Origin of the sequence: Roseibacterium elongatum DSM 19469 (genome assembly GCF_000590925.1) — a bacterium.
In the GTDB taxonomy this organism is placed as follows: Bacteria; Pseudomonadota; Alphaproteobacteria; order Rhodobacterales; family Rhodobacteraceae; genus Roseibacterium; species Roseibacterium elongatum.
In genome coordinates this window covers 3224757-3250688 of record NZ_CP004372.1, presented here as the reverse complement: position 1 = coordinate 3250688, position 25932 = coordinate 3224757, and the positions used below count along the sequence as shown (strand labels likewise).

The following is a 25932-nucleotide window of genomic DNA, read 5'->3' as shown; positions in this document are numbered from 1 at the left end:
TTTCGACCTTTGCGGCGGTCAGCGCCCCGGACGGTCCCGATACCGCGCCAGATGCGCCCTCAGCGCCTCGGCCACGGCCTCGGCCCCACCGCGCGAATTCATGATGTCGACATGGCGCGGTTCGCCGCCGCCGTGCGGGTAAAGCACCAGGCTGGACTGGCGCACCCTGTAGGGCTGCAGGCTGCGGGTGATCATCCTCACCTCGCGTTCCGTCGTGTCGACCTCGGCCATGTCGGCATAGGGGTATGCGACCCGCCGGACGATCAGGGCCGTGTCGGTGAAGGTGGCCACGTTCAGCGTCGTCATGTAGGCCGCGCCGAGCAAGCCCAGCCCCCCGATCAACACCGCGCCGATGGCCAGATCCTCGGGCAAGCCCGCGGCGAGCATGAGGGCCACCGCCCCCGCGCCCGCCACGACGGCGGGGTAACGGGGGTCGAGACGAATATGATGCGGAAGGTCGCTCATCGCGCGAGGCTTCGGGCGTCATACCGCCCAAGTCAAGCCGGACGCGGCCCCTTGCCACTGGACGCCCGCGTGCCGATCGGGCATTACCACGGTGTTACACGCAGCCCCGCATCGGAGATCGCTCGCCATGCTCGACTTCCTCAAACGCCTCGTGACCTGGTGGAACGGCCAGACGCTCGGCACGCAGATCTTCACCGCGCGCAACGGCGTGAAGGTCGGCGAGGACGAGGCCGGCAACACCTTCTACCGCTCGCGCGATGGCAAGCGTCGCTGGGTCATCTACAACGGCTTGTCCGAGGCCAGCCGCGTCAGCCCGGATTGGCATGGCTGGCTGCACCACACCTGGGACGAGCCGCCGAGCGAGAAGCCCGTGGCGAAAAAGGCATGGGAAAAGCCGCATCTGCCGAACCTGACCGGGACGCCGTCGGCCTATGCGCCGGCCGGCTCGCTGCGCCGTGTGGAGCCCGTCGAGCGCAAGGATTACGAGGCGTGGACGCCGGAGTGAGGCGCGGCTGACCGAGCCTTGCCCCAAAACAGCGGGGCGCCGGCTCAAAGAGGGGCATCGATATGTCCGATCGCGACGATACCTTGACCGAAACCGTTCTGGGCGGCGTCGTTCTGGCGACGGCCGTAGGCTTTTTCGTGTATGCGGCCGGCAGCACGGGGGGCTTCGGTGCGCCGGGCGGTTATGAGCTCGAGGCGTCTTTCCGCTCGGCCGAGGGGATCGCCGTAGGCACCGAAGTGCGCCTTGCCGGTGTGCGCATCGGAACCGTGACCGGCATGGACCTGAACCCCGACACGTTTCTGGCCGATACGACCTTTACCGTCGCCGACGGCATCGTATTGCCCGATGACAGCGCGATCGCCATCGCCTCCGAAGGCTTGCTTGGCGGCAATTTCGTCGAGGTCATTCCCGGCGGCTCGCCCTTCAACCTCGAACCCGGCGACGCGATCCTCGACACCCAAAGCTCGGTCAGCCTGCTGACCCTGCTGATGCGCTTCGTCAGCGGCGAGGGGGGCGAATGATCCGTCTCGGACTTGTGATCCTGACTCTGCATGCCCTTGTGGCCGGGGGCGTCGCGGCACAGCAATTCGACAATTTCGGGGGCGGGTCCTTCGACACCTTCCTGTTGCCCGATCCCGATGCAGAGGGGGTCGAGATCGAGGGGTTGGACGATTTCGGCGAGGGCGGTGGCGAAACCGGGCTGACCCTGCAACCGCTCGGCAACCCCGATGTGACCCTGCAGGAGGGGATCGACGGTCTGCCGGTGATGGAAACCTTTCCCGGTGTGACAGGCCCGGTGACCTCGGTCAGCCAGCCCGCCACCCTCAGCGCGACACGCGTGCGGCTGCGTGCGCTCGACCGGATGCGGGGCGACCCGACGGATCTGGACCTGGCGATGGGTGAAACCGCCCTGTTCGGACGGATCGCGATCCGCGTGCTCGACTGCCGCTATCCCGAAGGGAACCCGAGTTCCGACGCCTTTGCCCATGTGCAAGTGGTCGATACCGACGGTCAGAGCTTGTTCGACGGCTGGATGATCGCTTCGTCGCCCGCGCTCAATGCGCTGGAACATGCGCGTTACGATGTCTGGGTGCTGAGCTGCATCACATCCTGAGCGGGCAGATCGCCTGGCATGGCATGGAAATCGCCCCGGTGGTTCAGGGCCTCGGCCAACTGCGCGCGATAGCGTGCGCGGGGAATTTCAACCGCGCCCAGGCTGATCAGATGATCGGTGACGAATTGCGTGTCGAACAGGCGAAATCCGCCAGCGTTCAACCGCGCCATCAGCCAGGTCAGCGCCAGTTTCGACGCGTCGGGGCGGCGTGAGAACATCGACTCGCCGAAATAGGCCCCGCCAAGGGTGATGCCAAAGACGCCCCCCGACAACTGCCCGTCTTCCCAGACCTCGACCGAATGGGCATGGCCGCCAAGGTGCAGGGTCTGGTAGACCGAGAACAGTTCGGCATTGATCCAGGTCGGCTCACGGTCGGCACATCCCGCCACGACCTCGGCGAAGGCACTGTCGACGCGCACCTCGAACCCGCCCTTGCCGATGCGCCGTCTCAGGCTGCGCGAGATGTGAAACCCATCCAGGGGAAAAACGCCGCGCCGTTTCGGATCGACCCAGAACAGGTCGTCGTCATCGGCCCCCTCCGACATCGGAAAGATACCAGCCGCATAGGCCCGCAACATCAGCTCGGGGCTCATCCTTGGCCGGTTGCGGGGGTACATGTCGTGCGCCATGGATCACATGGTAGGTCCGCGCGGCCGAAATTCCCACGAAAAACGACGCCGCCCCCGGCCAGCTGCAGAAAACCGGGTGGGCCTTGCCCGGGCAGGCCCTGATGGCGCGGGCGCCCTCAGCCCACGTTCTTCTCCAGCCAGCCTTCGAGCCAATGGATCGTGTAGTCGCCGGACTGGATGGCGGGCTCGTGCAACAGGGCATGAAACAGCGGCACCGTCGTGTCGACGCCATCGACGATCAGCTCGGTCAGGGCGCGGTGCAGCCGGGCCAACGCCTCGGGGCGGTCACGGCCATGAACGATCAACTTGGCAATGAGGCTGTCGTAATAGGGCGGGATACGGTAGCCGTCATAAAGCGCGGAATCGATCCGCACGCCCAAGCCGCCGGGCGCGTGATATTGCGTGATCTTGCCGGGGCAGGGCGCAAAATTGGGCAGGCGTTCAGCATTGATCCGAACCTCGATGGCGTGGCCGCGCAATTCCAGATCGTCCTGGGTGAAGGACATCGGTTCGCCGGCGGCCACGCGGATCTGTTCGCGGACGAGGTCGACGCCGAAAATCGCCTCGGTCACCGGGTGTTCGACCTGCAGTCGCGTGTTCATCTCGATGAAATAGAACTCGCCGTTTTCGAACAGGAACTCGATCGTCCCCGCCCCCTCATAGCCGAGGTCGGCCACGGCCTTGGCACAGGTCTCGCCGATGCGGGCGCGCGTCGCCGCGTCGATCGCGGGGCCGGGGGCTTCCTCAAGAACCTTCTGGTGGCGGCGTTGCAGCGAACAATCGCGTTCGCCAAGGTGGACGGCATGGCCGCGCCCGTCGCCGAACACCTGAACCTCGATATGGCGCGGCTGGCCGAGGTATTTCTCGATATAGACCTCGTCATTGCCAAAGGCGGCCTTGGCCTCGGAGCGGGCGGTGCGAAACGCCGTTTCCAACTCGTCCGCGCTGCGGGCCAGTTTCATGCCGCGCCCGCCGCCGCCGGCGGTGGCCTTGATGATGACCGGATAGCCCATGGCATCGGCCACGGCCTGCGCGGTTTCCATGTGGTTGACCGCCCCATCCGAGCCCGGCACGCAGGGCACGCCAAGCGCCTTCATCGTGTCCTTGGCGGTGATCTTGTCGCCCATCATGCGAATGTGCTCGGCCGAAGGACCGATGAATTTCAGGCCGTGATCCTCGACCGCCTGCACGAAATTTGGGTTCTCGGACAAAAAGCCATAGCCGGGGTGGATGGCTTCGGCGCCTGTGATCTCGCAGGCCGACAGGATCGCCGCCATGCTGAGATAGCTTTCATTCGACGGGGCAGGGCCAATGCAGACCGACTCGTCGGCCATGCGCACATGCATCGCATCGGCATCGGCGGTCGAGTGGACGGCGACGGTGCCGACGCCCATCTCGCGGGCCGCGCGGATGACGCGCAACGCGATCTCGCCGCGATTGGCGATGAGGATTTTTGAGAACATGGCCCGGCCCCGCTTACTCGATGATCATCAGCGGTGCGCCGAACTCGACCGGCGACTTGTCCTCGACGAGGATCCGCTTGACCGTTCCGGCGCGCGGCGCGGGGATCTGGTTCATCGTCTTCATCGCCTCGACGATCAGCAGGGTCTGGCCCTCGGCCACCTTGTCACCGACCGCGACAAAGGCCGGCGATCCCGGTTCGGGCTGCAGGTAGACGGTACCGACCATGGGCGAGGTCACGGCGTTGGGGTTTTGCGCCGGGTCGTCCGACATCTCGGCGGCCGGGGCCGCGGGCGCCGCGGAGGGCGCGGCCATCGGGGCCGGGGCCGGGGCAGGGGCCGCCACATGGACCGGGGCCGGGGCGGGTTGCTGGCGCGAGACACGCACGTTCAGGCTGTCGGCCTCGCCGTAATCGCGTTTGACCTGCAATTCGGTCAGGTCGTTGTCCCGCAGAAGCTCGGCCAATGCGCGGATGAACTCCACGTCCTGATCATGTGTCTTGTTCTTCATGTCGATCCTCGCATCTCGTCCGGTGTCGCGCCCATGCCTCGGTCAGGCCTGCAACAGCATGCCCTATAACGCAGGCGGTCGGCGCCGAAAAGGCGGGCAATGCGCCGCGTTCGCAAAACATGGCCGCGCCGCCGACCATGCGCAGGCTGCGCGTTTTTCGGGCATATCCCGACCTGTGGCGCGCAACGGGGCGACAATCGGCCCATCAAAATAATTTACCATTTGATAAAAAAATTGGCTCGTGCCAGCGTGATTCTCGCAAAACGGGTCGAAAGAGCCCAGCCACCCAACAGGATCGGGAGAGCCAGACCATGCCCAACAGCCCTTTCACCCCAGGCATCGCGCCAGCGCGCCTGGACCACACGGCCCTCGAAGAGAATTTTTCCGATCTTCACCCACGTCTGGACGATCACGAAGCGCTGGTGGCCGCGGATCGCTGCTATTTCTGCCATGACGCGCCCTGCATCACGGCCTGTCCGACCGATATCGACATCCCGCTGTTCATTCGCCAGATCGCCACCGGCACGCCCGAGGCGGCGGCGCGGACGATTTTCGAGCAGAACATCCTTGGCGGCATGTGCGCCCGCGTCTGCCCCACGGAAACGCTCTGCGAGGAAGCCTGCGTGCGCGAGATCGCCGAGGGCAAGCCGGTCGAGATCGGGCGCCTGCAGCGCTTCGCCACCGACACGTTGATGGATCAGGGCGTGCACCCGTTTGCGCGCGCCGCCGCCACCGGGCGCAAGATCGCCGTCGTGGGTGCGGGCCCGGCGGGCCTGTCCTGTGCGCATCGACTGGCGATGAAGGGCCATGACGTGACGGTGTTCGAGGCACGGCCCAAGCCTGGCGGGCTGAACGAATACGGCATCGCCTACTACAAGACCGTGGATGGCTTTGCCGAGGCCGAGGTCGCGTGGCTGCTGAAGATCGGCGGCATCACCATCGAGCACGGCAAGGCGCTTGGCCGCGACCTGACGCTTGGCGAGTTGGAGCATGATTTCGACGCCGTCTTTCTGGGGATGGGGTTGGCTGGCGTGAACGCGCTGCGTGCCAATGGCGAGGCCAAGGAAGGTGTCGCCGACGCGGTGGGCTTCATCGCCGATCTGCGGCAGGCCGACGATCTGGCCGCATTGCCCGTGGGGCGCAACGTGGTCGTGATCGGCGGCGGCATGACCGCCATCGACGCGGCCGTGCAGTCGAAGCTGCTGGGCGCGGAAAACGTGACACTGGTTTATCGCCGCGGGCGCGAGGCGATGCCGGCCAGCCCCTATGAACAGGATCTCGCGGCCTCCAAGGGCGTGCGGTTCGTCTTCAATGCCATGCCGGTCGAGGTGATCGGCAACGGCGCGGTCGCGGCGCTGCGCTGCGAATACACGCGGTCCGAGGGCAAATCGCTGGTCGGTACCGGGGAAACCTTCGACATTCCCGCCGACCAGGTGCTCAAGGCCATCGGCCAGACCCTGGGCGTCGCGCCCGAGGGGCTGGAACTGTCGGGTGGCAAGATCGCCGTGAGCGGGGCCGGGCGCACCAGCCTTGCCAAGGTCTGGGCCGGGGGCGACTGCGCCTCGGGCGCCGAAGACCTGACCGTGACGGCCGTGGCCGAGGGCCGCGACGCTGCCGAAGACATCCACGCAAAGCTGACCGAGGCAGCCGGCTGACCGCCGCGCCCCCGAAGGAGTAAGACACATGGCAGACCTGACCACGACCTTCTGCGGCATCACCTCGCCCAACCCGTTCTGGTTGGCCTCGGCGCCGCCGACCGACAAGGAATACAACGTCCGCCGCGCCTTCGAGGCCGGCTGGGGCGGCGTCGTCTGGAAGACACTCGGCGAAGAGGGGCCGCCCGTCGTCAATGTCAACGGCCCGCGCTATGGCGCGATCTGGGGCGCGGATCGGCGCCTGTTGGGGCTGAACAATATCGAGCTGATCACCGACCGCCCGCTCGAGGTGAACCTCGAAGAGATGACCCGGGTGAAAAAGGACTACCCCGATCGCGCGCTGATCGCCTCGCTCATGGTGCCGGTGAACGAGGATAGCTGGAAGGCGATCCTCGACCGGGTGATCGAGACGGGCTGCGACGGGGTCGAACTGAATTTCGGCTGCCCCCACGGGATGAGCGAGCGCGGCATGGGCAGCGCGGTGGGCCAGGTGCCCGAATACGTTCAGCAGGTCACCGAATGGTGCAAGACGCATTCGGACCTGCCGGTGATCGTCAAGCTGACCCCGAATATCACCGACATCCGCAAGCCCGCCCAGGCCGCCAAGGATGGTGGCGCGGATGCCGTCAGCCTGATCAACACGATCAACTCGATCACCTCGGTCGATCTGGACCTCTTCGCGCCTGAACCCACCATCGACGGCAAGGGCGCGCATGGCGGCTATTGCGGCCCGGCGGTGAAACCCATCGCGCTGAACATGGTGGCCGAGATCACGCGCACGCCGTCCCTGGCGGGCCTGCCGGTGTCGGGCATCGGTGGCATCACCACCTGGAAGGACGCGGCCGAATTCATCGCGCTTGGCGCAGGCAACGTGCAGGTCTGCACGGCGGCCATGACCTACGGCTTCAAGATCGTGCAGGAAATGATCTCGGGCCTGTCGCAATACCTCGACGAGAAAGGCATGACCTCGGTCGACGACCTGATCGGCCGCGCGGTGCCGAATGTCAGCGACTGGCAGCACCTGAACCTCAACTACGTCACAAAGGCCCGGATCGATCAGGACGCCTGCATCAAATGCGGGCGCTGCTATGCCGCCTGCGAGGATACCAGCCACCAGGCGATCTCGATGTCCGAGGATCGCACCTTCGAAGTGATCGATGCGGAATGCGTGGCCTGCAATCTGTGCGTGAATGTCTGCCCGGTCGAGAACTGCATCACGATGGAGCAGATGGCGCCCGGCACCACCGACCCGCGCACGGGCAAGGTCGTCGAGGAAGACTACGCGAACTGGACGACGCATCCCAACAACCCCGGCAGTTGCGCCGCCGAGTGAGGCGCGGGCAAGGTCGACGCGATACGGGCGGTGCCAGAGGGTGCCGCCCGTTTTGCTTGGGCGGCGCGGGGACGCGTCGGATCGGCGATGGGCTGTCCCTTGCCGATGCGCAGGGGGGCTGGCCGCGCGCATGGCGCGTCGCTGCCGACGGCGGTATGATTCCACTTGGGAGGAGCGCGCGCACTGCAAGGGAGGACCAGCAGATGCGAGACAGTCAGCAATTGCCCGAAAGCGTGACCCTGCCGATGCCGTTTTCGGTGTTCATTCACCCCAACCCGGACAGCAGCCGGGGGGCCGCCATCACGGGGCACGGTGCGATCACCTTGGGGTTTGGCCCCGCCCGCGAGGACGGAGAGATCGATGTCCGCATCGAGGACATCCAGCTTTCCCTCAACCCCTGCAGCATTCCGTTCGATCTGGACGGAGATGGCCAGCTTGAGTGTATCGAACTGCCCTATCTCAGGATCGGCCCGGAGTTTTTCGACCTCGAGGCCAGCCATGGGCGGTTCAACCCGGACACCGGCGCGTTTTCCCTGACTACGGTCGTGCAATTCGACGACGCGATCCTGGGCGAGGCCGCCCGCGCACCGGGCCAGAAGCTGCGCATCGATGTGGTGGAACACGGCTATCTGCACCTGGAGACGGGCCGCTTCGACACCAAGGCGAACCCGGTCAGCATCGAGGACGGGCCGCTGAAGGGGCTGACCATCTTCAATTGCGAAGGCGAGGTCACGCAAAGCCGCTGTTTTGCCTCGCTCGATTTCGGGGCGCGGGTGATCTCGCCGCATATGCCGACGAAAACCAGCGTGCTCGGCGCGGAAAACAAGATCGTCAAGGCCAGGGACAGCGCCGTGCGGCTGGTGTGGGAAGGCAAACCCGCGCAGCAGGTCGAGGTGCGACCGGGTGTGGGCAAGCGATATCACACTGACTACCAGGATTTTCCGGATGTGACCAAGGGCCTGCGCACCATCGATGCGACGGATACCTTCGCCGCCAGAACCGTTGATCTTGGCGAATGCGTGCCGGCGGAAAAGACCGTGGATATCATCGTGGTGGGGCGCGGCGAGGTGCTGAACCAAAGCGTGCCGTTCGACGATTTCTACAAATCCTGGTACGTGGTGCTGCCGCCCGACGTCTACGACCCGGCCCTGATGATCGGCGAGATCATGATCGACGGGACGCGTCCGGGGTCGGTGACGCACCAGCGATGGCATCTCTATCACATCGGGATCGGCACATCGGGATCGAGCGGCACGACATTTTCGTCGTTCAACGATTGGCGGCCCACCGGTGCGGCGCAAACCCTGCCCGGCACCTACCGCTTTACCCCGGCCGGGACTTTCCCGACAAGCGACTATCAGAAGACGCTCTTTTTCCAGTTGAAAGTCCTCTGAGGCCAAGGCGCGCGAGGGCGGACGAAGTGCCGTTCGCCGCCCCCTATGGCCTCAGCAACCGGGTGAAAAGCGTGGTCAGAAAGGTTTCGGCCTCGGCCAGCGGGTCGTGATCGGGGCCAAGCACGGCGCGCACCTGCACGTCGAAATCGGCGTAATGCTGGGTCAGGGCCCAGACCGAAAAAATCAGGTGATGCGGGTCGATATCGGCGATCTTGCCCTCGGCGATCCAGCCTTGGATGACCGCGGCCTTGTCGTCGACCAGCGATTTCAGATCGGTCGCCAGCAGATGTTCCATGCGCGGTGCGCCCTGGACGATTTCATTGGCGAAAAGCCGCGATTCGCGCGGGAAATCGCGGCTGAGTTGCAGCTTTCTCCGGACATAGGCGAGCAATTCCTCGGCCGGCTCTCCGTCGGGGTCCAGCGCGCGCAAGGGGTCGAGCCAGGTTTCCATCAAGCCGCTGAGAAGCGTGACGAAAATCGCCTCTTTCGACGAGAAGTAGTAAAGCAGGTTGGGTTTCGACAGCCCCGCTTCGCCGGCGATCTGGTCGAGCGTGGCGCCCCGAAACCCGTGGCGCGAGAAGACCTCGAGCGCGGCGTCGAGAATCGCGTGACGGTTCTTTTTCTGGATGCGGGTGCGGGGCGGATCGGCGTTCATGGGGCGATGTTTGGCTGGCGGCGGGGCGAGAGGCAAGGTGCTGCTTTGCGGCATGCCCGATTGCTGGGCAGGAATGCCCTTTCGGGCATCATTTGCCTTGCGATTGGGCAGGTGAGGGCGTTCAATTCATTGACTGGCACAGCGCCTCTGCTAGCGTGATCTTGACCGTTTGGTCAAAAACAATCGAAGCCCCGGCGGCGCGCGACCGGGGCGTTAGACAGGGAATGACCACGATGGCCCTCGACCGCTCGAACCCGGTGCCCAACGACCTTTCCGCCTTCTGGATGCCGTTCACGGCGAACCGGCAGTTCAAGAAGACGCCGCGCATGTTCGTTTCGGCCGACGGGATGTATTACAAGACGGCGGATGGGCGTCAGGTGCTGGATGGCACGGCGGGCCTGTGGTGCTGCAATGCGGGCCATAATCGCCCCAGGATCGTCGAGGCGATCCGCCAGCAGGCAGGCGAGTTGGATTATGCTCCGGCCTTCCAGATGGGCCACCCCAAGGCGTTCGAACTGGCAACACGCCTGCGCGACATGGCGCCCGAGCCGATGGAGCATGTGTTCTTCACCAATTCCGGGTCGGAATCGGTCGAGACCGCGCTGAAGATCGCCATCGCCTACCAGCGCGCCATCGGGCAGGGCACGCGCACCCGCCTGATCGGGCGCGAACGTGGTTATCACGGGGTGAATTTCGGCGGCATCTCGGTTGGCGGTATTGTCAACAATCGCAAGTTTTTCGGCTCATTGTTGACGGGTGTGGATCACCTGCCGCATACGCATCTGCCTGAAAAGAACGCCTTTACCCGTGGCCAGCCCGAGCATGGCGCCGATCTGGCCGACGAGTTGGAGCGCATCGTCGCCCTGCATGGCCCCGAAACCGTGGCCGCCGTGATCGTCGAGCCGATGGCGGGCTCGACCGGCGTGCTGATGCCGCCGAAGGGATACCTGCAGCGCCTGCGCGAGATCACGCGCAAGCACGGGATCCTGCTGATCTTCGACGAGGTGATCACCGGCTTCGGGCGGCTTGGGTCGTCCTTTGCCGCCGAGCATTTCGACGTGATGCCCGACATGATCACCTGTGCCAAGGGTCTGACGAATGGCGTGATCCCGATGGGGGCCGTTCTGGCCACGAGGGAAATCCACGACGCCTTCATGCACGGCCCGGAAGAGGCGATCGAACTGTTCCACGGCTATACCTATTCGGGCAATCCCATCGCCTCGGCCGCCGGTCTGGCGACGCTGGAGACCTATCGCGAAGAGGGGCTGTTCGAGCGTGCGGCCGAGCTTGCGCCTTATTGGGAAGACGCCGTGCATTCCCTGCGCGACTGCCCGCATGTGATCGACATCCGCAACATGGGTCTGATCGCGGGGATCGAGCTGGAGCCGATCGCCGGCGCGCCGACCAAACGCGCCTTTTCGGCCTTCCTGCAGGCCTATGAGAAGGACGTCCTGATCCGCACCACGGGCGACATCATCGCGCTCTCCCCGCCGCTGATCATCGAGAAACATCATATCGACACGCTGTTCGGCACATTGCGCGACATCCTCAAGGGTCTGGATTAACAAGACCCCGGAACAGACTGACAGGGAAGGAAAACTCATGGCGGCGCCAGCCGAGAACATGACGATCAACGGCGAGCGGCTTTGGGACTCGCTGATGGAGATGGCCAAGATCGGCCCCGGCGTGGCGGGCGGCAACAACCGGCAGACCCTGACCGACGAGGATGCCGAAGGCCGCGCGCTGTTCCAGTCTTGGTGCGAGGCCGCGGGCCTGACCATGGGCGTGGATGAAATCGGCAACATGTTCGCGCGCCGCGAGGGCACCGACCCGGATGCGCTGCCGGTCTATGTGGGCAGCCATCTCGACACCCAGCCCACCGGCGGGAAATACGATGGGGTGCTGGGCGTTCTGGGCGGACTTGAAGTGATCCGCACGCTCAACGACCTGAATATCAAGACGAAACACCCGATCGTCGTCACCAACTGGACGAACGAGGAAGGCACGCGTTTTGCCCCGGCGATGCTGGCCTCGGGCGTGTTCTCGGGGCGGCATATGCTGGACTGGGCCTATGACCGGGTGGATGCGACCGGCAAACGCTTTGGCGATGAGTTGGAGCGGATCGGCTGGAAGGGGCCCGAAAAGGTTGGCGATCGCAAGATGCACGCCATGTTCGAGTTGCATATCGAACAGGGTCCTATCCTCGAGGCCGAGGGCAAGGATATCGGGGTTGTCACCCACGGGCAGGGGTTGCGCTGGATCGAATGCACCGTGACCGGCAAGGAAAGCCACACGGGCTCGACCCCCATGCATATGCGCAAGAACGCTGGCCGGGGCCTGGCGCTGATCACCGAGCTGGTCCACGAGATCGCGATGAAGAACCAGCCCAACGCCGTGGGCGCCATCGGGCATATCGACGTCTACCCCAACAGCCGCAATATCATCCCCGGCAAGGTGGTGTTCACCGTCGACATGCGCACGCATCTGCTCGACAAGCTCAATGCCATGGTGGACGAGTTGATGGAACGGGCGCCGAAGCTGTGCGCCGAGATCGGCGTGGGCTTCAGCGCCGAGATCGTGGGTCAGTTCGACCCGCCGGCGTTCGACGAAAACTGCGTGAGCGCCGTGCGCCAAGCTGCTGAAAGGCTTGGATATTCAAATATGGATATCGTCTCGGGCGCGGGCCATGATGCCTGCTGGATCAACGATGTGGCCCCCACCGCGATGATCATGTGCCCCTGCGTGGATGGGCTTTCGCACAACGAAGCCGAAGAAATCTCACCCGAGTGGGCGACCGCGGGCGCGAATGTGCTATTCCACGCCGTAGTGGACACTGCGGAGATCGTGGAATGAGGTTAGTGAAGATCGCGGCCCCGGCCGTCATGCTGGGCCTGCTGGCGGGGTGCGTGACGCCGACGCCCGAAGGCGAGACCGAGGCGCTGAGCCCCGAGGTGTTGGACCTCGCGGCACCGGGACAGGACACCACCAATGTCCGCCTCGAGTCGGACGGCTGCTATTGGTACCGGTATCAGGGCCCGGTCGAAACGACCTATCTGCCGTTGATGACGCGGGATGACAGGATGATCTGCGTGGTGGCGCAATAAGCCCATCGCAGGTGAAAAAAGCCCCGAAAACAGGGGCATCCAATCCAACCGGGGCCCGCGCAGGCCCCGGAGACACGGGGAGATTGACATGAGCAAGGTGATCAAGGGCGGCACGGTCGTCACGGCAGACCGCCAGTACAAGGCCGATGTGCTGATCGAGGGCGAAAAGATCCTCGAGATCGGCGAGAACCTGACCGGGGACGAGGTGATCGACGCCTCCGAGGCTTATGTCATCCCCGGCGGGATCGACCCCCATACCCATCTGGAAATGCCCTTCATGGGCACCACGGCGGCCGAAACCTTCGAATCGGGCACCTTTGCCGCGGCGGCGGGGGGCACCACGATGCTGGTGGATTTCTGTCTGCCCGGGGCGGATGGCTCGCTCTTGAACGCGATTGATGACTGGGACCGCAAGTCGAAGGACCAGATCTGCGTCGACATTTCGTATCACATGGCGATTACCGACTGGAATGAGCGCATTTTCAACGAGATGGAGACCGTTGTTAAAGAGCGCGGCATCAATACGTTCAAGCATTTCATGGCCTACAAGGGCGCGCTGATGGTCGAGGATGACGAGATGTTCGCCTCGTTCAAGCGCTGCGCGGAACTGGGCGCGCTGCCGCTTGTGCATGCCGAGAACGGCGATATCGTTCAGGAATTGCAGCAGAAATACCTTGCCGAGGGGGTGACCGGCCCCGAAGGTCACGCCTATTCCCGCCCGCCCGAGGTCGAGGGCGAGGCCGCGAACCGCGCGATCATGATCGCCGATGCCGCCGGAACGCCGCTCTATATCGTGCATGTGTCCTGCGAGCAGGCGCATGAGGCCATCCGGCGTGCGCGCCAAAAGGGCATGCGCGTTTACGGCGAGCCGCTGATCCAGCACCTGACCCTGGATGAAAGCGAGTATTTCAACAAGGATTGGCAATATGCGGCCCGCCGCGTGATGTCACCGCCGTTTCGCAACAAGGAACACCAGGCGAGCCTTTGGGCCGGTCTGGCGGCCGGATCCTTGCAGGTGGTCGCCACCGATCATGCGGCCTTCGACGATCAGCAGAAGCGCATGGGCGTGGGCGATTTCACCAAGATCCCGAACGGCACGGGCGGGCTGGAGGAGCGGATGGCGATGCTCTGGACCCAAGGGGTCGAGACGGGGCGCCTGACGCCCGAGGAGTTCGTGGCTGCCACGTCGAGCAACATCGCCAAGATCCTCAACGTCTATCCGATGAAGGGCGCCCTGGTGCCCGGCGCGGATGCCGATGTGGTGGTCTGGGATCCGACGATCAAGAAAACGATCTCGCCTGCAACGCAGAAATCCATCATCGATTACAACGTTTTCGAAGGGATGGAGGTCACGGCGCAGCCGCGTTACACGCTGTCGCGCGGCGATGTCGTCTGGGCCTATGGGCAGAACAGCCAGCCGCAGCCGGGCCGGGGCAAGTTCGTCAAGCGTGCGCCCTATGCCAGCGCGTCCAAGGCGCTGAGCAAATGGAAGTCGCTCAACACGCCGCGCAAGATCGAACGTGATCCGATGAACATCCCGAGCGGCGTGTGATGGCTGTTGCAAGCGAGATCGACGGGTCAGCCAGCGTGAACATCGCCCTGCAAGCCCCTGTGATTGAAGCGAAAGGTCTGGATCTGACCTTTCAGACCAACGATGGTCCTGTGCAGGCGCTGCGCGACGTGAACCTGACCATCGACAAGGGCGATTTCGTCAGCTTCATCGGGCCCTCGGGCTGCGGCAAGACCACCTTTCTGCGGGTCGTGGCGGCGTTGGAGCATCCCACGGGCGGCTCCATCACGGTCAACGGCATGACGCCCGACGAGGCGCGGCGCAACCGGGCCTATGGCTACGTGTTCCAGGCGGCGGGCCTGTACCCTTGGCGGACCATCGAGAAGAACATCAAGCTGCCGCTCGAGATCATGGGGTTCGACAGGGCCGAGCAGGACCGGCGCGTGAAGAACGTTCTGGAACTCGTTGATCTTGCAGGGTTTGGCAAGAAGTATCCATGGCAATTGTCGGGTGGGATGCAGCAACGCGCCAGTATCGCGCGGGCGCTGGCCTTTGACGCCGATCTGCTGCTGATGGACGAGCCCTTCGGCGCGCTGGACGAGATCGTGCGCGACCATTTGAACGAGCAATTGCTGGAACTCTGGGCGCGGACGCACAAGACGATCGGGTTTGTTACCCACTCGATCCCCGAGGCGGTGTATCTGTCCACCAAGATAGTGGTGATGTCGCCGCGTCCGGGGCGGATCACCGATGTCATCGAAAGCACGCTGCCGCCCGAGCGCCCCTTGGATATTCGCGACACGCCCGAGTTTCTGGAGATTGCGCACCGGGTGCGCGAGGGGCTGCGCGCGGGCCATGCCTATGACGATTGAGGCCGCCGACATGGCACGTCACATCCCGTACACAGACTGTACACAGCCCGTACATACGCGCGGAGGCCGGGCATGAGCGCGACGGTCGATCCCGCCACCGCGCCGGGCGCGGCCGCGATGCTGGGCCGGGGGGCCAGCGCGGTGGCGCGGGCGCTGCTGCCGGTGCTGGTGGTGGTCGGCGTGATCGTCGTGCTGTGGTACGCGGCGGCGATGATGATGAACCGCGCCTGGACGCTGGACCAGATCGAGCGGCGCGGCCTCGAGATGACGGCGACCGAGATCGTGGTCGACACGCTGATCCAGGAGCGCCCGGTGCTGCCGGCGCCGCATCAGGTGGTGGGCGAGCTGTGGGCGACGACCATGGGCGAGCCGATCCTGCGCGAGCGGCGGGGCGAGTATCGGCCGAACCCGCGCAGCCTGTTCTTCCATGCCTGGCAGACCCTGGCCCCGACGATGCTGGGCTTTGCCATCGGCACCCTGGCGGGCATCCTGTTGGCGGTGGGGATCGTGCACAACCGGGCCATGGACCTGAGTGTCATGCCCTGGGCCATCGCGTCGCAAACCATCCCGATCCTGGCCATTGCGCCGATGATCATCGTGGTGCTGAACTCGATCGGGCTGGAGGGGCTGATCCCGAAATCGCTGATCTCGGCCTATCTGAGCTTTTTCCCGGTCGTCGTGGGTATGGTGAAGGGGCTGCGCAGCCCCGGCGCGATGGATCTGGACCTGCTGAGGACCTATTCGGCCAGCGGCACCGAGACCTTCTGGAAGCTGCGCCTGCCGGCCTCGGTGCCGTTCCTGTTCGCCTCGCTCAAGGTGGGGATCGCGGCGGCGCTGGTGGGCACCATCGTGGCGGAATTGCCAACCGGCGCGCGGTTCGGTCTGGGCGCACGGCTGCTGACCGGCAGCTATTACGGCCAGACGATCCAGATCTGGTCGGCGCTGTTCATGGCGGCGATCTGCGCGGCGGCGTTGGTGGGCATCCTCGGGCTGATCGAACGGTTGGTTCTCAAACGCATGGGTTTTGCGCGATGAGCGGGCGTTGGGCGCGCGCCACGCGCAGCGCGGCGCAGAAAATCCTGAGATTTTCTGGTCGTTTTCCTCGAGGAAAACGGCGCCGGACAGGTCCTGCGGAGGGGACGGCATGAAGGCGGTTTTGCAACGGGGACTGGTCGGTGACTGGGTGATGCCCGCCCTTGGCGCGGTCGCGGTCATCGCGGGGGCGCTGACCGACTGGCGGCTGGGCGCGATCCTGGCGGTCTGGATCGGCGCCTGGCTGGTCAATGTCCTGCTGGCCAATGGCGGGCGGGGTGGCGGCGTCAGGCTGTTGGTGCCGGTGATCTTTGGCGGCACCTTGCTGGCGCTGTGGGAACTGGCGGTGACGCTCTACGGGGTGTCGCCCATCATCCTGCCCGCGCCCTCGGCCATCGCGCAGACCTTTGCCGCGAACACCGATGTGCTCTGGGCCGATTTTCAGCAGACGATCCTGAAAGGGGCCTTGTCGGGCTATGTGATCGGCTGCGGGGCGGCGTTTCTGACGGCACTGGCCATCGACCGCTCGGCCTTTCTGCAACGCGGCCTATTGCCGGTGGGCAATTTCATCGCCGCGCTGCCCATCGTGGGCACGGCGCCCATTCTGGTGATGTGGTTCGGGTTCGGCTGGCAGTCGAAGGCGGCGGTGGTCGTGGCGATGGTGTTCTTCCCGATGCTGGTGAACGCCGTTCAGGGGCTGAAGGCCAGCGACCAGATGCAGCGCGATCTGATGCACACCTACGCGGCCAGCTATTGGCAGGGGTTGCTGAAATTGCGCCTGCCCACGGCGCTGCCTTTTTTGTTCAACGGGTTGAAAATCTGCACAACTCTTGCGCTGATCGGGGCCATCGTGGCCGAATTTTTCGGCTCGCCCACGGTCGGCATGGGGTTTCGCATCAAAATCGAGGTCGGCCGTCTGGCGATGGATATGGTTTGGGCCGAGATTGCGGTCGCCGCGCTGGCCGGATCCGGCTTTTACGGATTGGTCGCGCTGATCGAGCGCAAGACGACATTCTGGCATCCGTCGCAGCGGCGGGGCTGAGTGGAAGGCAACAAAAACCACAACCCAACAGGAGGGAAGACAATGAAAAAAACAATTCTGGGGGCTGCGGCCCTTGCGATGACCGGGACGGGCGCCTGGGCGCAGGATACGGTGAACCTGCAGTTGCAATGGGTCACACAGGCCCAGTTCGCCGGGTACTATGTCGCGCTGGAAAACGGCTATTACGACGAGGAAGGGCTGGATGTGAACATCATGCCCGGCGGCCCCGACATCGCCCCGCCGCAGGTGCTGGCCGGGGGCGCGGCAGACGTGATGCTGAACTGGATGCCCTCGGCGCTGGCCGCGCGGGAACGGGGCCTGTCGGTGGTCAACATCGCCCAGCCCTTCGTGCGCTCGGGCCTGATGCTGACCTGCTGGGCCGATACCGGCATCACCGAGCCCGCCGATCTGGCCGGTCACACGGTGGCGCATTGGTTCTTTGGCAACGAATACCCGTTCCTGTCGTGGATGAGCCAGCTTGGCATTCCGACCGACGGCTCGGAGGGGGGCGTGACGCTGCTGCAGGCGGGGTTCAACGTCGACCCGCTGTTGCAGCGTCAGGCCGACTGCATCTCGACCATGACCTATAACGAGTATTGGCAGATCATCGATGCGGGCATCACGCCCGAGGAACTGGTGACCTTCAAATACGAGGATTTCGGCGTCGCCACGCTGGAAGACGGGATCTGGACGCTGGAAGAGAACCTCGAGGATCCGGCCTTCGTCGATCGCATGGCCCGTTTCGTGCGCGCCTCGATGCGCGGCTGGACCTGGGCGGTGGAAAACCCCGAGGACGCCGCCATGATCGTGCTGGATTACGACGAGACCGGCGCCCAGACCGAAGAGCACCAGATGCGCATGATGGGCGAGATCGCTCTGCTGGTCGAAGGCGGTGACGGTCGCCTGGACGAGGCGGCCTATCAGCGGACGGTCGACACGCTGTTGGCCGGCGGCTCGGACCCGGTGATTTCCGAGGCGCCCGAAGGGGCCTTTACCCATGCCGTGACCGACATGGCGCTGGCCGAATAAGCTGGCGCGCGCAGCTTTGACGCTGTCGGGCGGCCCCCTGATCGGGGCCGCCCTTTCTTGTCATGCGCCGTCTTCCTGGCCGGTGTCGCGGGTCAACCGGGCGGCGAACAGCGCCTCGGTCGGGGTTTGCGGCCTGGCCTCGGGGCTGTCGCGGTCGCCCACCCGCGTGACATCGAGCGGCGGCAGACCCAACCCCTTGACCGGCGGGGGATCGGTCGGTGGCGCGAGGGGGTCGACCTGGCTGCTGCGACCGGCGGCGGGGCGCTCGGCGGTAGCATGAGCGGCCGCTGGGGGCGTCACGGCCGATGTGCCCAACTCGGGCTTGGTGTGGCGGGCGGTGTCGAGGGGGGGTGAGGACGGTTGCGTCGGAACCTGGGCGGCCCAAGGCGGCGCCGGGGGCAGGGTAAGCATGGCCGAAACGTTCCTTTTTTCTGGTGTGCGTTCATGCCCCGACCCAAGCCTGAATTTACCATGCTCCGGCGGCACCTGTCCCGGTTTGGCTAAAATCCGACGCAACCCGCCCGTGCCGTGCGCATGCACATTTTCGCCTGATTAAGCGCGGTGCAAAACCGCAATCCGGCCCCAAAACCGTCGCTCTGGGCGGGCAATGTCACGGCTGAGGCGACGTGCAGTAACCGCACCTTAACGGGAGCGGGCGACTCTCGACGCCGCGTGTGACTGTTGAATCGAGTAGAGAGCGCCCATGCCCACGGCCACGGAACTGAACGTCACCGTCACGTCCGACGCGACGACGCTTGCCGATCAGTTGTTCGGCGACGGGATCACCGTGCAATCGGCGACCCTGACGGGCAGCGCCGGGCAGGCGGGCACCTATACCGGGGGCGAGGCGACCTCGGCCGGGGTGGTGCCCAGCGACAGCGGCGTGATCTTTTCCACCGGCGATGTCACCGATTTCACCAATTCCAGCGGCACCACGAACACCAATACGACAGGTGGCACGACCACCAACCATGGCGGGCCCGGCGATGCCGAGCTGAGCGCGGTCAATGGCGGCGCGGCGACCTTTGACGCCGTGGTGTTCGAGGCGGTCTTCGTGCCCGATGGTGACTACATCACGATGCAGTTCACCTTTTCCTCCGAGGAATACCTCGAATACGTGAACTCGGGGTTCTCGGACTCGCTGGGGGTGTGGGTGAATGGCGATTTCATTGCCGTCACCCCCATCGGCGATCCGGTGTCGATCGACACGGTGAACAACGTCACCAATTCGAACCTCTACATCAACAATCCGGCCGGGTCCGACCCCTACAACACCGAGATGGACGGGTTCACGGTCGGGCTGTCCTTCAAGGCGCCGGTCAACGCCGGCGTGGACAACACGATCAAGATCGCGCTGGCCGACGAGGGCGATGGCGGCTGGGATACCAATGTCCTGTTCGCCGAGGAAAGCATCCAGACGGTCGCGCTGGCCTTTGATGACGAGGTGACCTTTCCGGTCAACGAAAGCCGCGTCGTCGATGTTCTGGCCAATGATATCGATACGCTGGGGCAGGGCCTGACTATCACCGAGGTCAATGGCGAGCCGATTTCGGTGGGCGGGCCGGCCGTGGTGCTGGCCACGGGACAGGCCGTGACCCTGAACGCGGACGGGACGCTGACCATCGCAACGGGCACGGCCGTCGGCACGACGCTGATCACCTACACGGTCGAGAACGCCGATGGCACGACGGATGTGGGGTATCTCACCCTGACGACCGAGGCCGCCCCGGCACTGGACGGCATCGTTGACGGCACCGCGGCGGGCGAGGTGATCGACGGCAGCTATACGGGCGATCCCGACGGCGACCTGGTCGATGCGGGTGACGCCACAGGCGTGATGGGCACCACCGGCGACGATGACGTGATCCAGGCCTGGGGCGGCGATGACACGGTCAATTCCGGCGCGGGCGATGACATCGTGTTCGCGGGCAGCGGCAATGACCTGGTCAATGGCGGCGCGGGCGCGGACAGCCTCGATGGCGGCACGGGCGACGATTCGATCCGGGGCGGCACCGGCGCCGACACGCTGGTCGGCGGGGCGGGCGATGACACGATGGCGGGCGGCGACGATGCCGACAGCTTCTTTTTCAGCGACGGGTTCGGCAGCGACTCGGTCATCGGCGGCGAAGGCGGTGACGATGACGACCTGATGGATTTCTCGAACCTGTCGCAGGGGATCGAGGTGGTCCTGTCCGGCACGGAACGGGGCGATGCCACCGCCGGGGCGGACGAGGTCGCCTTTGAAGAGATCGAGGGTTTTGTCCTGACCGATCAGGACGACAGCTTTGACGGGTCCGCCGGGATGGGCGCGGTCGCGGTCGATGCCGGCGCGGGCGATGATACGCTGAGCGGGGGCGGGGGCGATGACACGCTGACGGGCGGGACCGGCGACGATCTGCTGTCGGGCGGTGACGGCGACGATCTGCTGTCGGGGGGCGATGGCGACGACACGTTCTCTTACGGCGGCGGCCTCGACACGATCACGGATTTCAACGATCCGACCGCCGGTGCGATCGACGATGGCGACCCGACGAACAATGACCAGATCGACCTGTCGGGCTATTATGACCATATCTCCGAGCTTTATGCCGACTACGCCGATGACGGCATCCTCAACCAGTCGAACACGACCGATACGCGCGGGCTGACCGTCGATTATTCGGACAATGCGCAATTCGGCACCGGCGAGGGGATCGTCTTTACCGGCGGGGCCGGGGACGAGACCTTTTTCACGCAGGAAAACACCGGAGTTGTCTGTTTCACGCCCGGCACGCTGATCCTGACGCCGCAGGGCGAGATCCCGATCGAGCAGTTGCGCCCCGGCGATCTGGTGATGACACGCGACAACGGGATCAAGCCGGTGGTCTGGATCGGCCACAAGACGCTGAACCAGGCGCAACTGGCCGCGTCGCCGTGGCTGCGCCCGGTGCAGTTGCAGGCGGGGCATTTCGGGCTGGAGCGTGATCTGGTCGTCTCGCCCCAGCATGGGGTTCTCTTGACGCCCCGTGACCTGGCCGGGGGCGAAACGCTCTATCGCGCGACGCACCTGGCGCGGATGCCCGGCGGCGGCGCGCGCATCAAGGCCGGCGCGCGGTCGGTGACCTATATCCATCTGCTGTTCGAGCGTCACGAGGTAATCTGGTCGAACGGCATCCCGACCGAGAGTTTCTATCCCGGTCCGATGGCGATGGGCAGCCTCGACCGGGCGGCCCTGGCCGAGCTGCTGGAGCTTTTCCCGGACCTCGATGGCCATAACGTGGCCGAGGTGATGGGCGCCTCGGCGCGCGCCTATTCACGCAACAAGGATCTGCCGCCGCATCTGCGGGCGCTGTGCAGCGTGGGCTGAGGGACCGCCGGCGCGCGCGGGGGCGCGGCGGCCCCGCCGGCATCAGCCCTTGTTTGCGCGGTTCTCGATCAGGTTATCCACCACCGACGGGTCGGCGAGTGTCGAGGTGTCGCCAAGCGCGCCATAGTCGTTCTCGGCGATCTTGCGCAGGATGCGGCGCATGATCTTGCCCGAGCGCGTCTTGGGCAGGCCCGGCGCCCATTGGATCAGGTCGGGCTTGGCGATGGGGCCGATCTCGGTGCGGACCCAGCTTTCCAGCTCCTTGCGCAGATCGTCCGAGGGCTCGACCCCGTTCATCAGGGTGACATAGGCATAGATGCCTTGCCCCTTGATCTGGTGGGGGTAGCCGACGACGGCGGCCTCGGCGACCTTGGCATGGGCGACAAGGGCGCTTTCGACCTCGGCGGTGCCCATGCGGTGACCGGACACGTTGATCACGTCATCGACGCGGCCGGTGATCCAGTAATAGCCATCGGCGTCGCGGCGGCAGCCGTCGCCCGAAAAATAGTAGCCCTTGTAGTCGCTGAAATAGGTTTTCTCGAAGCGCTCGTGATCGCCCCAGACCGTGCGCATCTGGCCAGGCCAGCTGTCCTTGAGGCAGAGCACGCCCTCGGCCTCGGTCGAGGTGATCTCGGTACCGGAATGCGCATCGAGGACCACCGGCTGCACGCCGAAGAAGGGTTTGGTGGCGCTGCCGGGTTTGGTGGCGATCGCGCCGGGCAGGGGGGTGATCAGGTGGCCGCCGGTCTCGGTCTGCCACCAGGTGTCGACGATGGGGCAGCGGCCGCCGCCGACGACCGTGTTGTACCAGTTCCATGCCTCGGGGTTGATCGGCTCGCCGACCGAGCCCAGCAGTTTCAGGTCCGACAGGTCATATTTCGTGACGAACTCGTCGCCCTGTCCCATCAGCGCCCGGATCGCGGTGGGGGCGGTGTAGAACTGGTTGACCTTGTGCTTTTCGCAAACGGCCCAGAAGCGGCCGGCATCGGGGTAGGTCGGCACGCCCTCGAACATCAGGGTCGTGGCGCCATTGGCCAGCGGGCCGTAGACGATATAGCTGTGCCCGGTGACCCAACCCACATCGGCGGTGCACCAGAAGATGTCGCCATCGTGGTAGTCGAACGTGTAGGCATGGGTCATCGAGGCATAGACGAGGTAGCCCCCCGTGGTATGCACCACGCCCTTGGGCTGCCCGGTCGAGCCCGAGGTATACAGGATGAAGAGCGGGTCCTCGGCCGCCATTTCGGCAGCGGGGGTGTGATCGTCGGCCTCGAGGCGCAGTTCGGCATAGTCGTGGTCGCGCCCCTCCATCCAGGTGATCTGCCCGCCGGTACGGCGCACCACCAGCACCTTGCAGTCATGCAGCACGTTCAGCAGGGCCGCATCCGCATTGGATTTCAGCGGCGTCTGCCGCCCGCCGCGCGGGGCGTAATCGGCGGTGATCAGCACCTTGGCGTCACAGCCGTTGATCCGCGCCCCCAGCGCATCGGGCGAGAACCCGGCGAAGACGATCGAATGGATCGCGCCGATCCGTGCGCAGGCCAGCATGGCATAGGCGGCCTCGGGGATCATGGGCAGGTAGATGACCACCCGGTCGCCCTTGCGCACGCCCATATCCTCTAGGATATTGGCCATCTTGCACGTCTCGCGGTGCAACTCGGCATAGGTGATATGCTTGGCGGCATCGTTCGGGTCGTCCGGTTCCCAGATGATCGCGGTCTGATCGGCCCGCGTGGCCAGGTGGCGGTCGATGCAGTTGGCGGCGACGTTCAGGGTGCCGTCCTCGAACCATTTGATGTCGATATTGCCGGGGGCGAAGCTGGTGGATCTGACCACCGTGAAGGGTTTGATCCAATCGACGCGCTGGCCATGCTCGGCCCAGAAGGCCTCGGGGTCGGCGACCGAGGCGGCATACATCTTTTCATAGGTTTCCGCGTCGATATGGGCGGATTTCGCGAATGCGTCGGACGGGGGCGTCAAGTCGTTTGGCATGGGTCCTCCCCTTCATGTCTGATGGGCAACCGAACCCTCCCCGGTTCGGCCGTCGGGGCGAGTGTTTCGCATCGCTGCCGGTGAGGCAAGCCTCTTGCCCGGGGCGCGCGGCGCTGTAAAATCTTTGCTGAAGTTGTAAAGCCTGTTAACCTGCCCCTGCCACACTTGGGAGGGATCACATGGCCGGATTGCCCGACGGGGTGCGCCGCGCGGAGATGACCGGCAACCGGATTCGCGAACGTCGCCTGGCGCGGGGGATGAAACAGGCCGCGCTGGCCGAGGCCGTGGGCATTTCCGCCTCGTATCTCAATCTCATCGAACACAACCGGCGCAATATCGGCGGCAAGCTGCTGAATGCGCTGGCGCGGGCGCTGGATGTCGAACCGGCGGCCCTGTCGGAAGGGGCCGATGCGACGCTTTATGACACGCTGCAGGCGGCGGCGCGCGACACGCGCTCGGCCTTGGGCGGCGTGACCCCCGAGGCCGAGCGCATCGACGAGCTGGCCGCGCGCTTTCCCGGTTGGACGGGGCTGATCGCGGCCCAGCACAAGCGCATCTCGGGGCTGGAGGCGGTGGCCGAGGGGCTGCGCGACCGTCTGGGCCATGATCCGGCACTGGCCGAGGCGATGCACGAGGTGCTGTCCTCGGTGGCGGCGATCCGCTCGACCGCGGATATCCTGGCGCGCGAGCCCGATCTGGACGCCGCCTGGCGCGGGCGATTCCATCGCAACCTGCACGAAGAGGCCGAGCGCCTGTCGCTGCGTGCCACGTCGATCCTGGCGCATTTCGAGGCCCCGGAATCCGAGGGGCCCGGCCCAAGCTCGACCCCGATCGAGACGGTCGAAGCCCTGTTCGAGGCGGCGGGGCATCACTTCCCCGAGATCGAGGCCCATGGCGCCGACGGGATCGCCGGCGTCGTCGAGCGCGCCGCCGGCATGGAGGATGCCGCCAGCCGCGCCTTGGCGCACGAGATGCTGGCGCGCTACGCGCAGGATGCCGCCCGCCTGCCACTGGACGTGATCCAGCCCGCCGCGCGCGAGGCGGGGTTCGACCCGGGCCGCATGCTGAGGCTGGGGCAGGGGGATGTGGCGCTGGTTCTGCGCCGGCTGGCCAGCCTGCCGCCCGAGGCGGGTGTGCCCGATTACGGGCTTGCGGTCTGCGACGCGGCGGGCGCGTTGCTGTTCCGCCGGCGGCTGGCGTCCTTCTCGATCCCGCGTTTCGGGCCGGGATGCCCGCTCTGGCCGCTTTACGCGGTGCTGGCCCGCCCCGGCCACCCCGAGGCGGCGCGGCTCTCTCTGCCGCAGGGCGGGGTGTTCGACACCTGGTCGGTGGCGCAACCCGTGGCGCAGACGGGGTTCGGCCGCGCGCCCGTCATGCAGGCCACGATGCTGATCGCGCCGGCCGTCCCCGAGGACGGCGCCGCCGCGATCCCGGCCGGGCCCGGCTGTCAGCTCTGCCCGCGCGACGCCTGTCTGGCGCGCCGCTGAAGGCCCCCCGGACTGGCCCCCCGGATGGGCATTGCCTAATCACGCGGCATTTTGCAGACTGACCGGACCGGCCGAGGGGAGGTCCGGCTCATTTGGGCAAGCGCATTCTTCTGATCGAGGACGAGGCCAACATCCTTGAGGCCATCGGGTTCCTGCTGTCGCGGGACGGGTGGGATGTGCAGGGCCATGGCAAGGGTGAAACCGCCATGGCCGAGGTCGCCCGCGTCGCCCCCGACGTCATCGTGCTGGACGTGATGCTGCCCGGACGGTCGGGGCTGGATATCCTGCGCGATCTGCGCGCCAATCCGGCCACGCGCGATCTGCCGGTGCTGATGCTGACCGCCAAGGGCCAGACCAAGGATCGCGACCAGGCCATGTCGCTGGGCGCGAACGCCTTTCTGACCAAGCCCTTTTCCAATGCCGAACTGGTCGAGACGGTGAATGCTCTGGTCATCTCTCCCAGCGCGGTGCGGGCGGCGCAGTCTGGCGGCGGGGCCTGAGGGCGCGGCATGGCACGGCGGCTTTTCCTGGAACGGCGCACCTATCGGCACAATCGGCTGCAGGATGCGGCGCGGCTGTTGCCCGTTCTGGGGGCGGTGCTGCTGTTCGGGCCGGTCTTCATCCGCTCCGAGGCCGAGCAGACGGCGGCGGCCGGGCTGGACGCGTGGCTGGTCTATTTCTTTGCCGTCTGGGCGGGATTGATCGGCGGCACCTATCTGATCAACCGGGCCTTGATGCGCGACATTCCGGAGGAGGAGATCGCCCCAAGGCCGTCGGCCGCCGCGCCGGAGCGCTGA

Annotated in this window: 25 protein-coding genes; 18 read left to right on the top strand and 7 right to left on the bottom strand. The window is 65.5% G+C overall.

Going from position 1 to position 25932, the window contains the following annotated elements:
• Positions 1-18: 18 nt before the first annotated feature.
• A complete protein-coding gene (locus tag ROSELON_RS15825; RefSeq protein ID WP_025313281.1) occupies positions 19-465 on the bottom strand; it encodes a hypothetical protein in 447 nt (148 codons plus the stop codon).
• Between the two features lie 127 nt (positions 466-592).
• On the opposite strand from ROSELON_RS15825, the gene ROSELON_RS15820 reads away from it, so the two are divergent.
• The 3 genes from ROSELON_RS15820 (at position 593) to ROSELON_RS18860 (ending at position 2084) form a co-directional block, all read left to right on the top strand.
• Complete coding sequence (locus ROSELON_RS15820) at positions 593-970, top strand: NADH:ubiquinone oxidoreductase subunit NDUFA12 (protein ID WP_025313280.1); 378 nt, start codon at positions 593-595, stop codon at positions 968-970.
• Positions 971-1032: 62 nt separating this feature from the next.
• Complete coding sequence (gene mlaD, locus ROSELON_RS15815) at positions 1033-1491, top strand: outer membrane lipid asymmetry maintenance protein MlaD (protein ID WP_025313279.1); 459 nt, start codon at positions 1033-1035, stop codon at positions 1489-1491.
• Entirely contained in the window at positions 1488-2084 is a 597-nt protein-coding gene (locus ROSELON_RS18860) for a DUF2155 domain-containing protein (protein ID WP_245605367.1), read from the top strand. Before mlaD ends, ROSELON_RS18860 begins: the two co-directional genes overlap by 4 nt.
• On the opposite strand, the gene aat is transcribed toward ROSELON_RS18860, so the two are convergent.
• From aat to accB, 3 genes are all read right to left on the bottom strand, one after another.
• Entirely contained in the window at positions 2048-2677 is a 630-nt protein-coding gene (gene aat / locus ROSELON_RS15805) for a leucyl/phenylalanyl-tRNA--protein transferase (RefSeq protein WP_038650509.1), read from the bottom strand. The genes ROSELON_RS18860 and aat overlap by 37 nt on opposite strands.
• Before the next feature lie 152 nt (positions 2678-2829).
• Positions 2830-4176 carry an acetyl-CoA carboxylase biotin carboxylase subunit gene (gene accC / locus ROSELON_RS15800; RefSeq protein WP_025313276.1) on the bottom strand — a complete coding sequence of 449 codons (1347 nt, stop codon included), beginning with the start codon at positions 4174-4176 and terminating at the stop codon, positions 2830-2832.
• A gap of 13 nt (positions 4177-4189) precedes the next feature.
• A complete protein-coding gene (gene accB, locus ROSELON_RS15795; protein WP_025313275.1) occupies positions 4190-4684 on the bottom strand; it encodes an acetyl-CoA carboxylase biotin carboxyl carrier protein in 495 nt (164 codons plus the stop codon).
• A 311-nt stretch (positions 4685-4995) separates the two neighbouring features.
• On the opposite strand from accB, the gene ROSELON_RS15790 reads away from it, so the two are divergent.
• From ROSELON_RS15790 to ROSELON_RS15780, 3 genes are all read left to right on the top strand, one after another.
• Positions 4996-6339 carry an NAD(P)-dependent oxidoreductase gene (locus tag ROSELON_RS15790; protein ID WP_025313274.1) on the top strand — a complete coding sequence of 448 codons (1344 nt, stop codon included), beginning with the start codon at positions 4996-4998 and terminating at the stop codon, positions 6337-6339.
• A 28-nt stretch (positions 6340-6367) separates the two neighbouring features.
• The gene (gene preA / locus ROSELON_RS15785; RefSeq protein ID WP_025313273.1) at positions 6368-7672 is read left to right on the top strand and encodes an NAD-dependent dihydropyrimidine dehydrogenase subunit PreA; all 1305 of its coding nucleotides are present in this window, start codon (positions 6368-6370) and stop codon (positions 7670-7672) included.
• Positions 7673-7875: 203 nt separating this feature from the next.
• The gene (locus tag ROSELON_RS15780; protein ID WP_025313272.1) at positions 7876-9066 is read left to right on the top strand and encodes a hypothetical protein; all 1191 of its coding nucleotides are present in this window, start codon (positions 7876-7878) and stop codon (positions 9064-9066) included.
• A 43-nt stretch (positions 9067-9109) separates the two neighbouring features.
• Here the strand turns inward: ROSELON_RS15780 and ROSELON_RS15775 are convergent, their stop codons facing one another.
• Positions 9110-9721 (bottom strand): TetR family transcriptional regulator C-terminal domain-containing protein, encoded by a 612-nt coding sequence (locus ROSELON_RS15775; RefSeq protein ID WP_025313271.1) that lies wholly within the window; start codon positions 9719-9721, stop codon positions 9110-9112.
• A 233-nt stretch (positions 9722-9954) separates the two neighbouring features.
• On the opposite strand from ROSELON_RS15775, the gene ROSELON_RS15770 reads away from it, so the two are divergent.
• From ROSELON_RS15770 to ROSELON_RS15735, 8 genes are all read left to right on the top strand, one after another.
• Positions 9955-11286, top strand: a complete 1332-nt coding sequence (locus tag ROSELON_RS15770) for an aspartate aminotransferase family protein (RefSeq protein WP_025313270.1) — start codon at positions 9955-9957, stop codon at positions 11284-11286.
• A gap of 37 nt (positions 11287-11323) precedes the next feature.
• Entirely contained in the window at positions 11324-12574 is a 1251-nt protein-coding gene (locus ROSELON_RS15765) for a Zn-dependent hydrolase (protein WP_025313269.1), read from the top strand.
• Positions 12571-12825: a hypothetical protein gene (locus ROSELON_RS15760; protein ID WP_025313268.1), complete on the top strand. Its 255-nt coding sequence runs from the start codon at positions 12571-12573 to the stop codon at positions 12823-12825. Before ROSELON_RS15765 ends, ROSELON_RS15760 begins: the two co-directional genes overlap by 4 nt.
• An 88-nt stretch (positions 12826-12913) precedes the next feature.
• The gene (gene hydA, locus ROSELON_RS15755; RefSeq protein ID WP_025313267.1) at positions 12914-14377 is read left to right on the top strand and encodes a dihydropyrimidinase; all 1464 of its coding nucleotides are present in this window, start codon (positions 12914-12916) and stop codon (positions 14375-14377) included.
• A complete protein-coding gene (locus ROSELON_RS15750; protein WP_038650504.1) occupies positions 14377-15207 on the top strand; it encodes an ABC transporter ATP-binding protein in 831 nt (276 codons plus the stop codon). Before hydA ends, ROSELON_RS15750 begins: the two co-directional genes overlap by 1 nt.
• Positions 15208-15324: 117 nt before the next feature.
• Positions 15325-16242, top strand: coding sequence for an ABC transporter permease (locus ROSELON_RS15745; RefSeq protein ID WP_038651832.1), 918 nt, complete (start codon positions 15325-15327; stop codon positions 16240-16242).
• A 109-nt stretch (positions 16243-16351) separates the two neighbouring features.
• Positions 16352-17281, top strand: a complete 930-nt coding sequence (locus tag ROSELON_RS15740) for an ABC transporter permease (RefSeq protein ID WP_084613834.1) — start codon at positions 16352-16354, stop codon at positions 17279-17281.
• A gap of 42 nt (positions 17282-17323) precedes the next feature.
• Positions 17324-18310, top strand: coding sequence for an ABC transporter substrate-binding protein (locus tag ROSELON_RS15735; RefSeq protein WP_025313263.1), 987 nt, complete (start codon positions 17324-17326; stop codon positions 18308-18310).
• Positions 18311-18370: 60 nt separating this feature from the next.
• On the opposite strand, the gene ROSELON_RS15730 is transcribed toward ROSELON_RS15735, so the two are convergent.
• Positions 18371-18721 (bottom strand): hypothetical protein, encoded by a 351-nt coding sequence (locus tag ROSELON_RS15730; RefSeq protein WP_025313262.1) that lies wholly within the window; start codon positions 18719-18721, stop codon positions 18371-18373.
• Positions 18722-19013: 292 nt separating this feature from the next.
• On the opposite strand from ROSELON_RS15730, the gene ROSELON_RS17620 reads away from it, so the two are divergent.
• A complete protein-coding gene (locus ROSELON_RS17620) occupies positions 19014-21656 on the top strand; it encodes a choice-of-anchor L domain-containing protein (protein ID WP_025313261.1) in 2643 nt (880 codons plus the stop codon).
• Between the two features lie 42 nt (positions 21657-21698).
• Here ROSELON_RS17620 and acs read toward each other — a convergent pair whose 3' ends face one another.
• Complete coding sequence (gene acs, locus ROSELON_RS15720; RefSeq protein ID WP_025313260.1) at positions 21699-23648, bottom strand: acetate--CoA ligase; 1950 nt, start codon at positions 23646-23648, stop codon at positions 21699-21701.
• Between the two features lie 179 nt (positions 23649-23827).
• Here acs and ROSELON_RS15715 point away from each other — a divergent pair, with 179 nt between their 5' ends.
• The 3 genes from ROSELON_RS15715 (at position 23828) to ROSELON_RS15705 (ending at position 25932) form a co-directional block, all read left to right on the top strand.
• The gene (locus ROSELON_RS15715; protein ID WP_084613833.1) at positions 23828-25135 is read left to right on the top strand and encodes a helix-turn-helix domain-containing protein; all 1308 of its coding nucleotides are present in this window, start codon (positions 23828-23830) and stop codon (positions 25133-25135) included.
• A 92-nt stretch (positions 25136-25227) separates the two neighbouring features.
• Positions 25228-25635: a response regulator transcription factor gene (locus ROSELON_RS15710; protein WP_025313259.1), complete on the top strand. Its 408-nt coding sequence runs from the start codon at positions 25228-25230 to the stop codon at positions 25633-25635.
• Between the two features lie 9 nt (positions 25636-25644).
• Positions 25645-25932 (top strand): hypothetical protein, encoded by a 288-nt coding sequence (locus ROSELON_RS15705; protein WP_025313258.1) that lies wholly within the window; start codon positions 25645-25647, stop codon positions 25930-25932.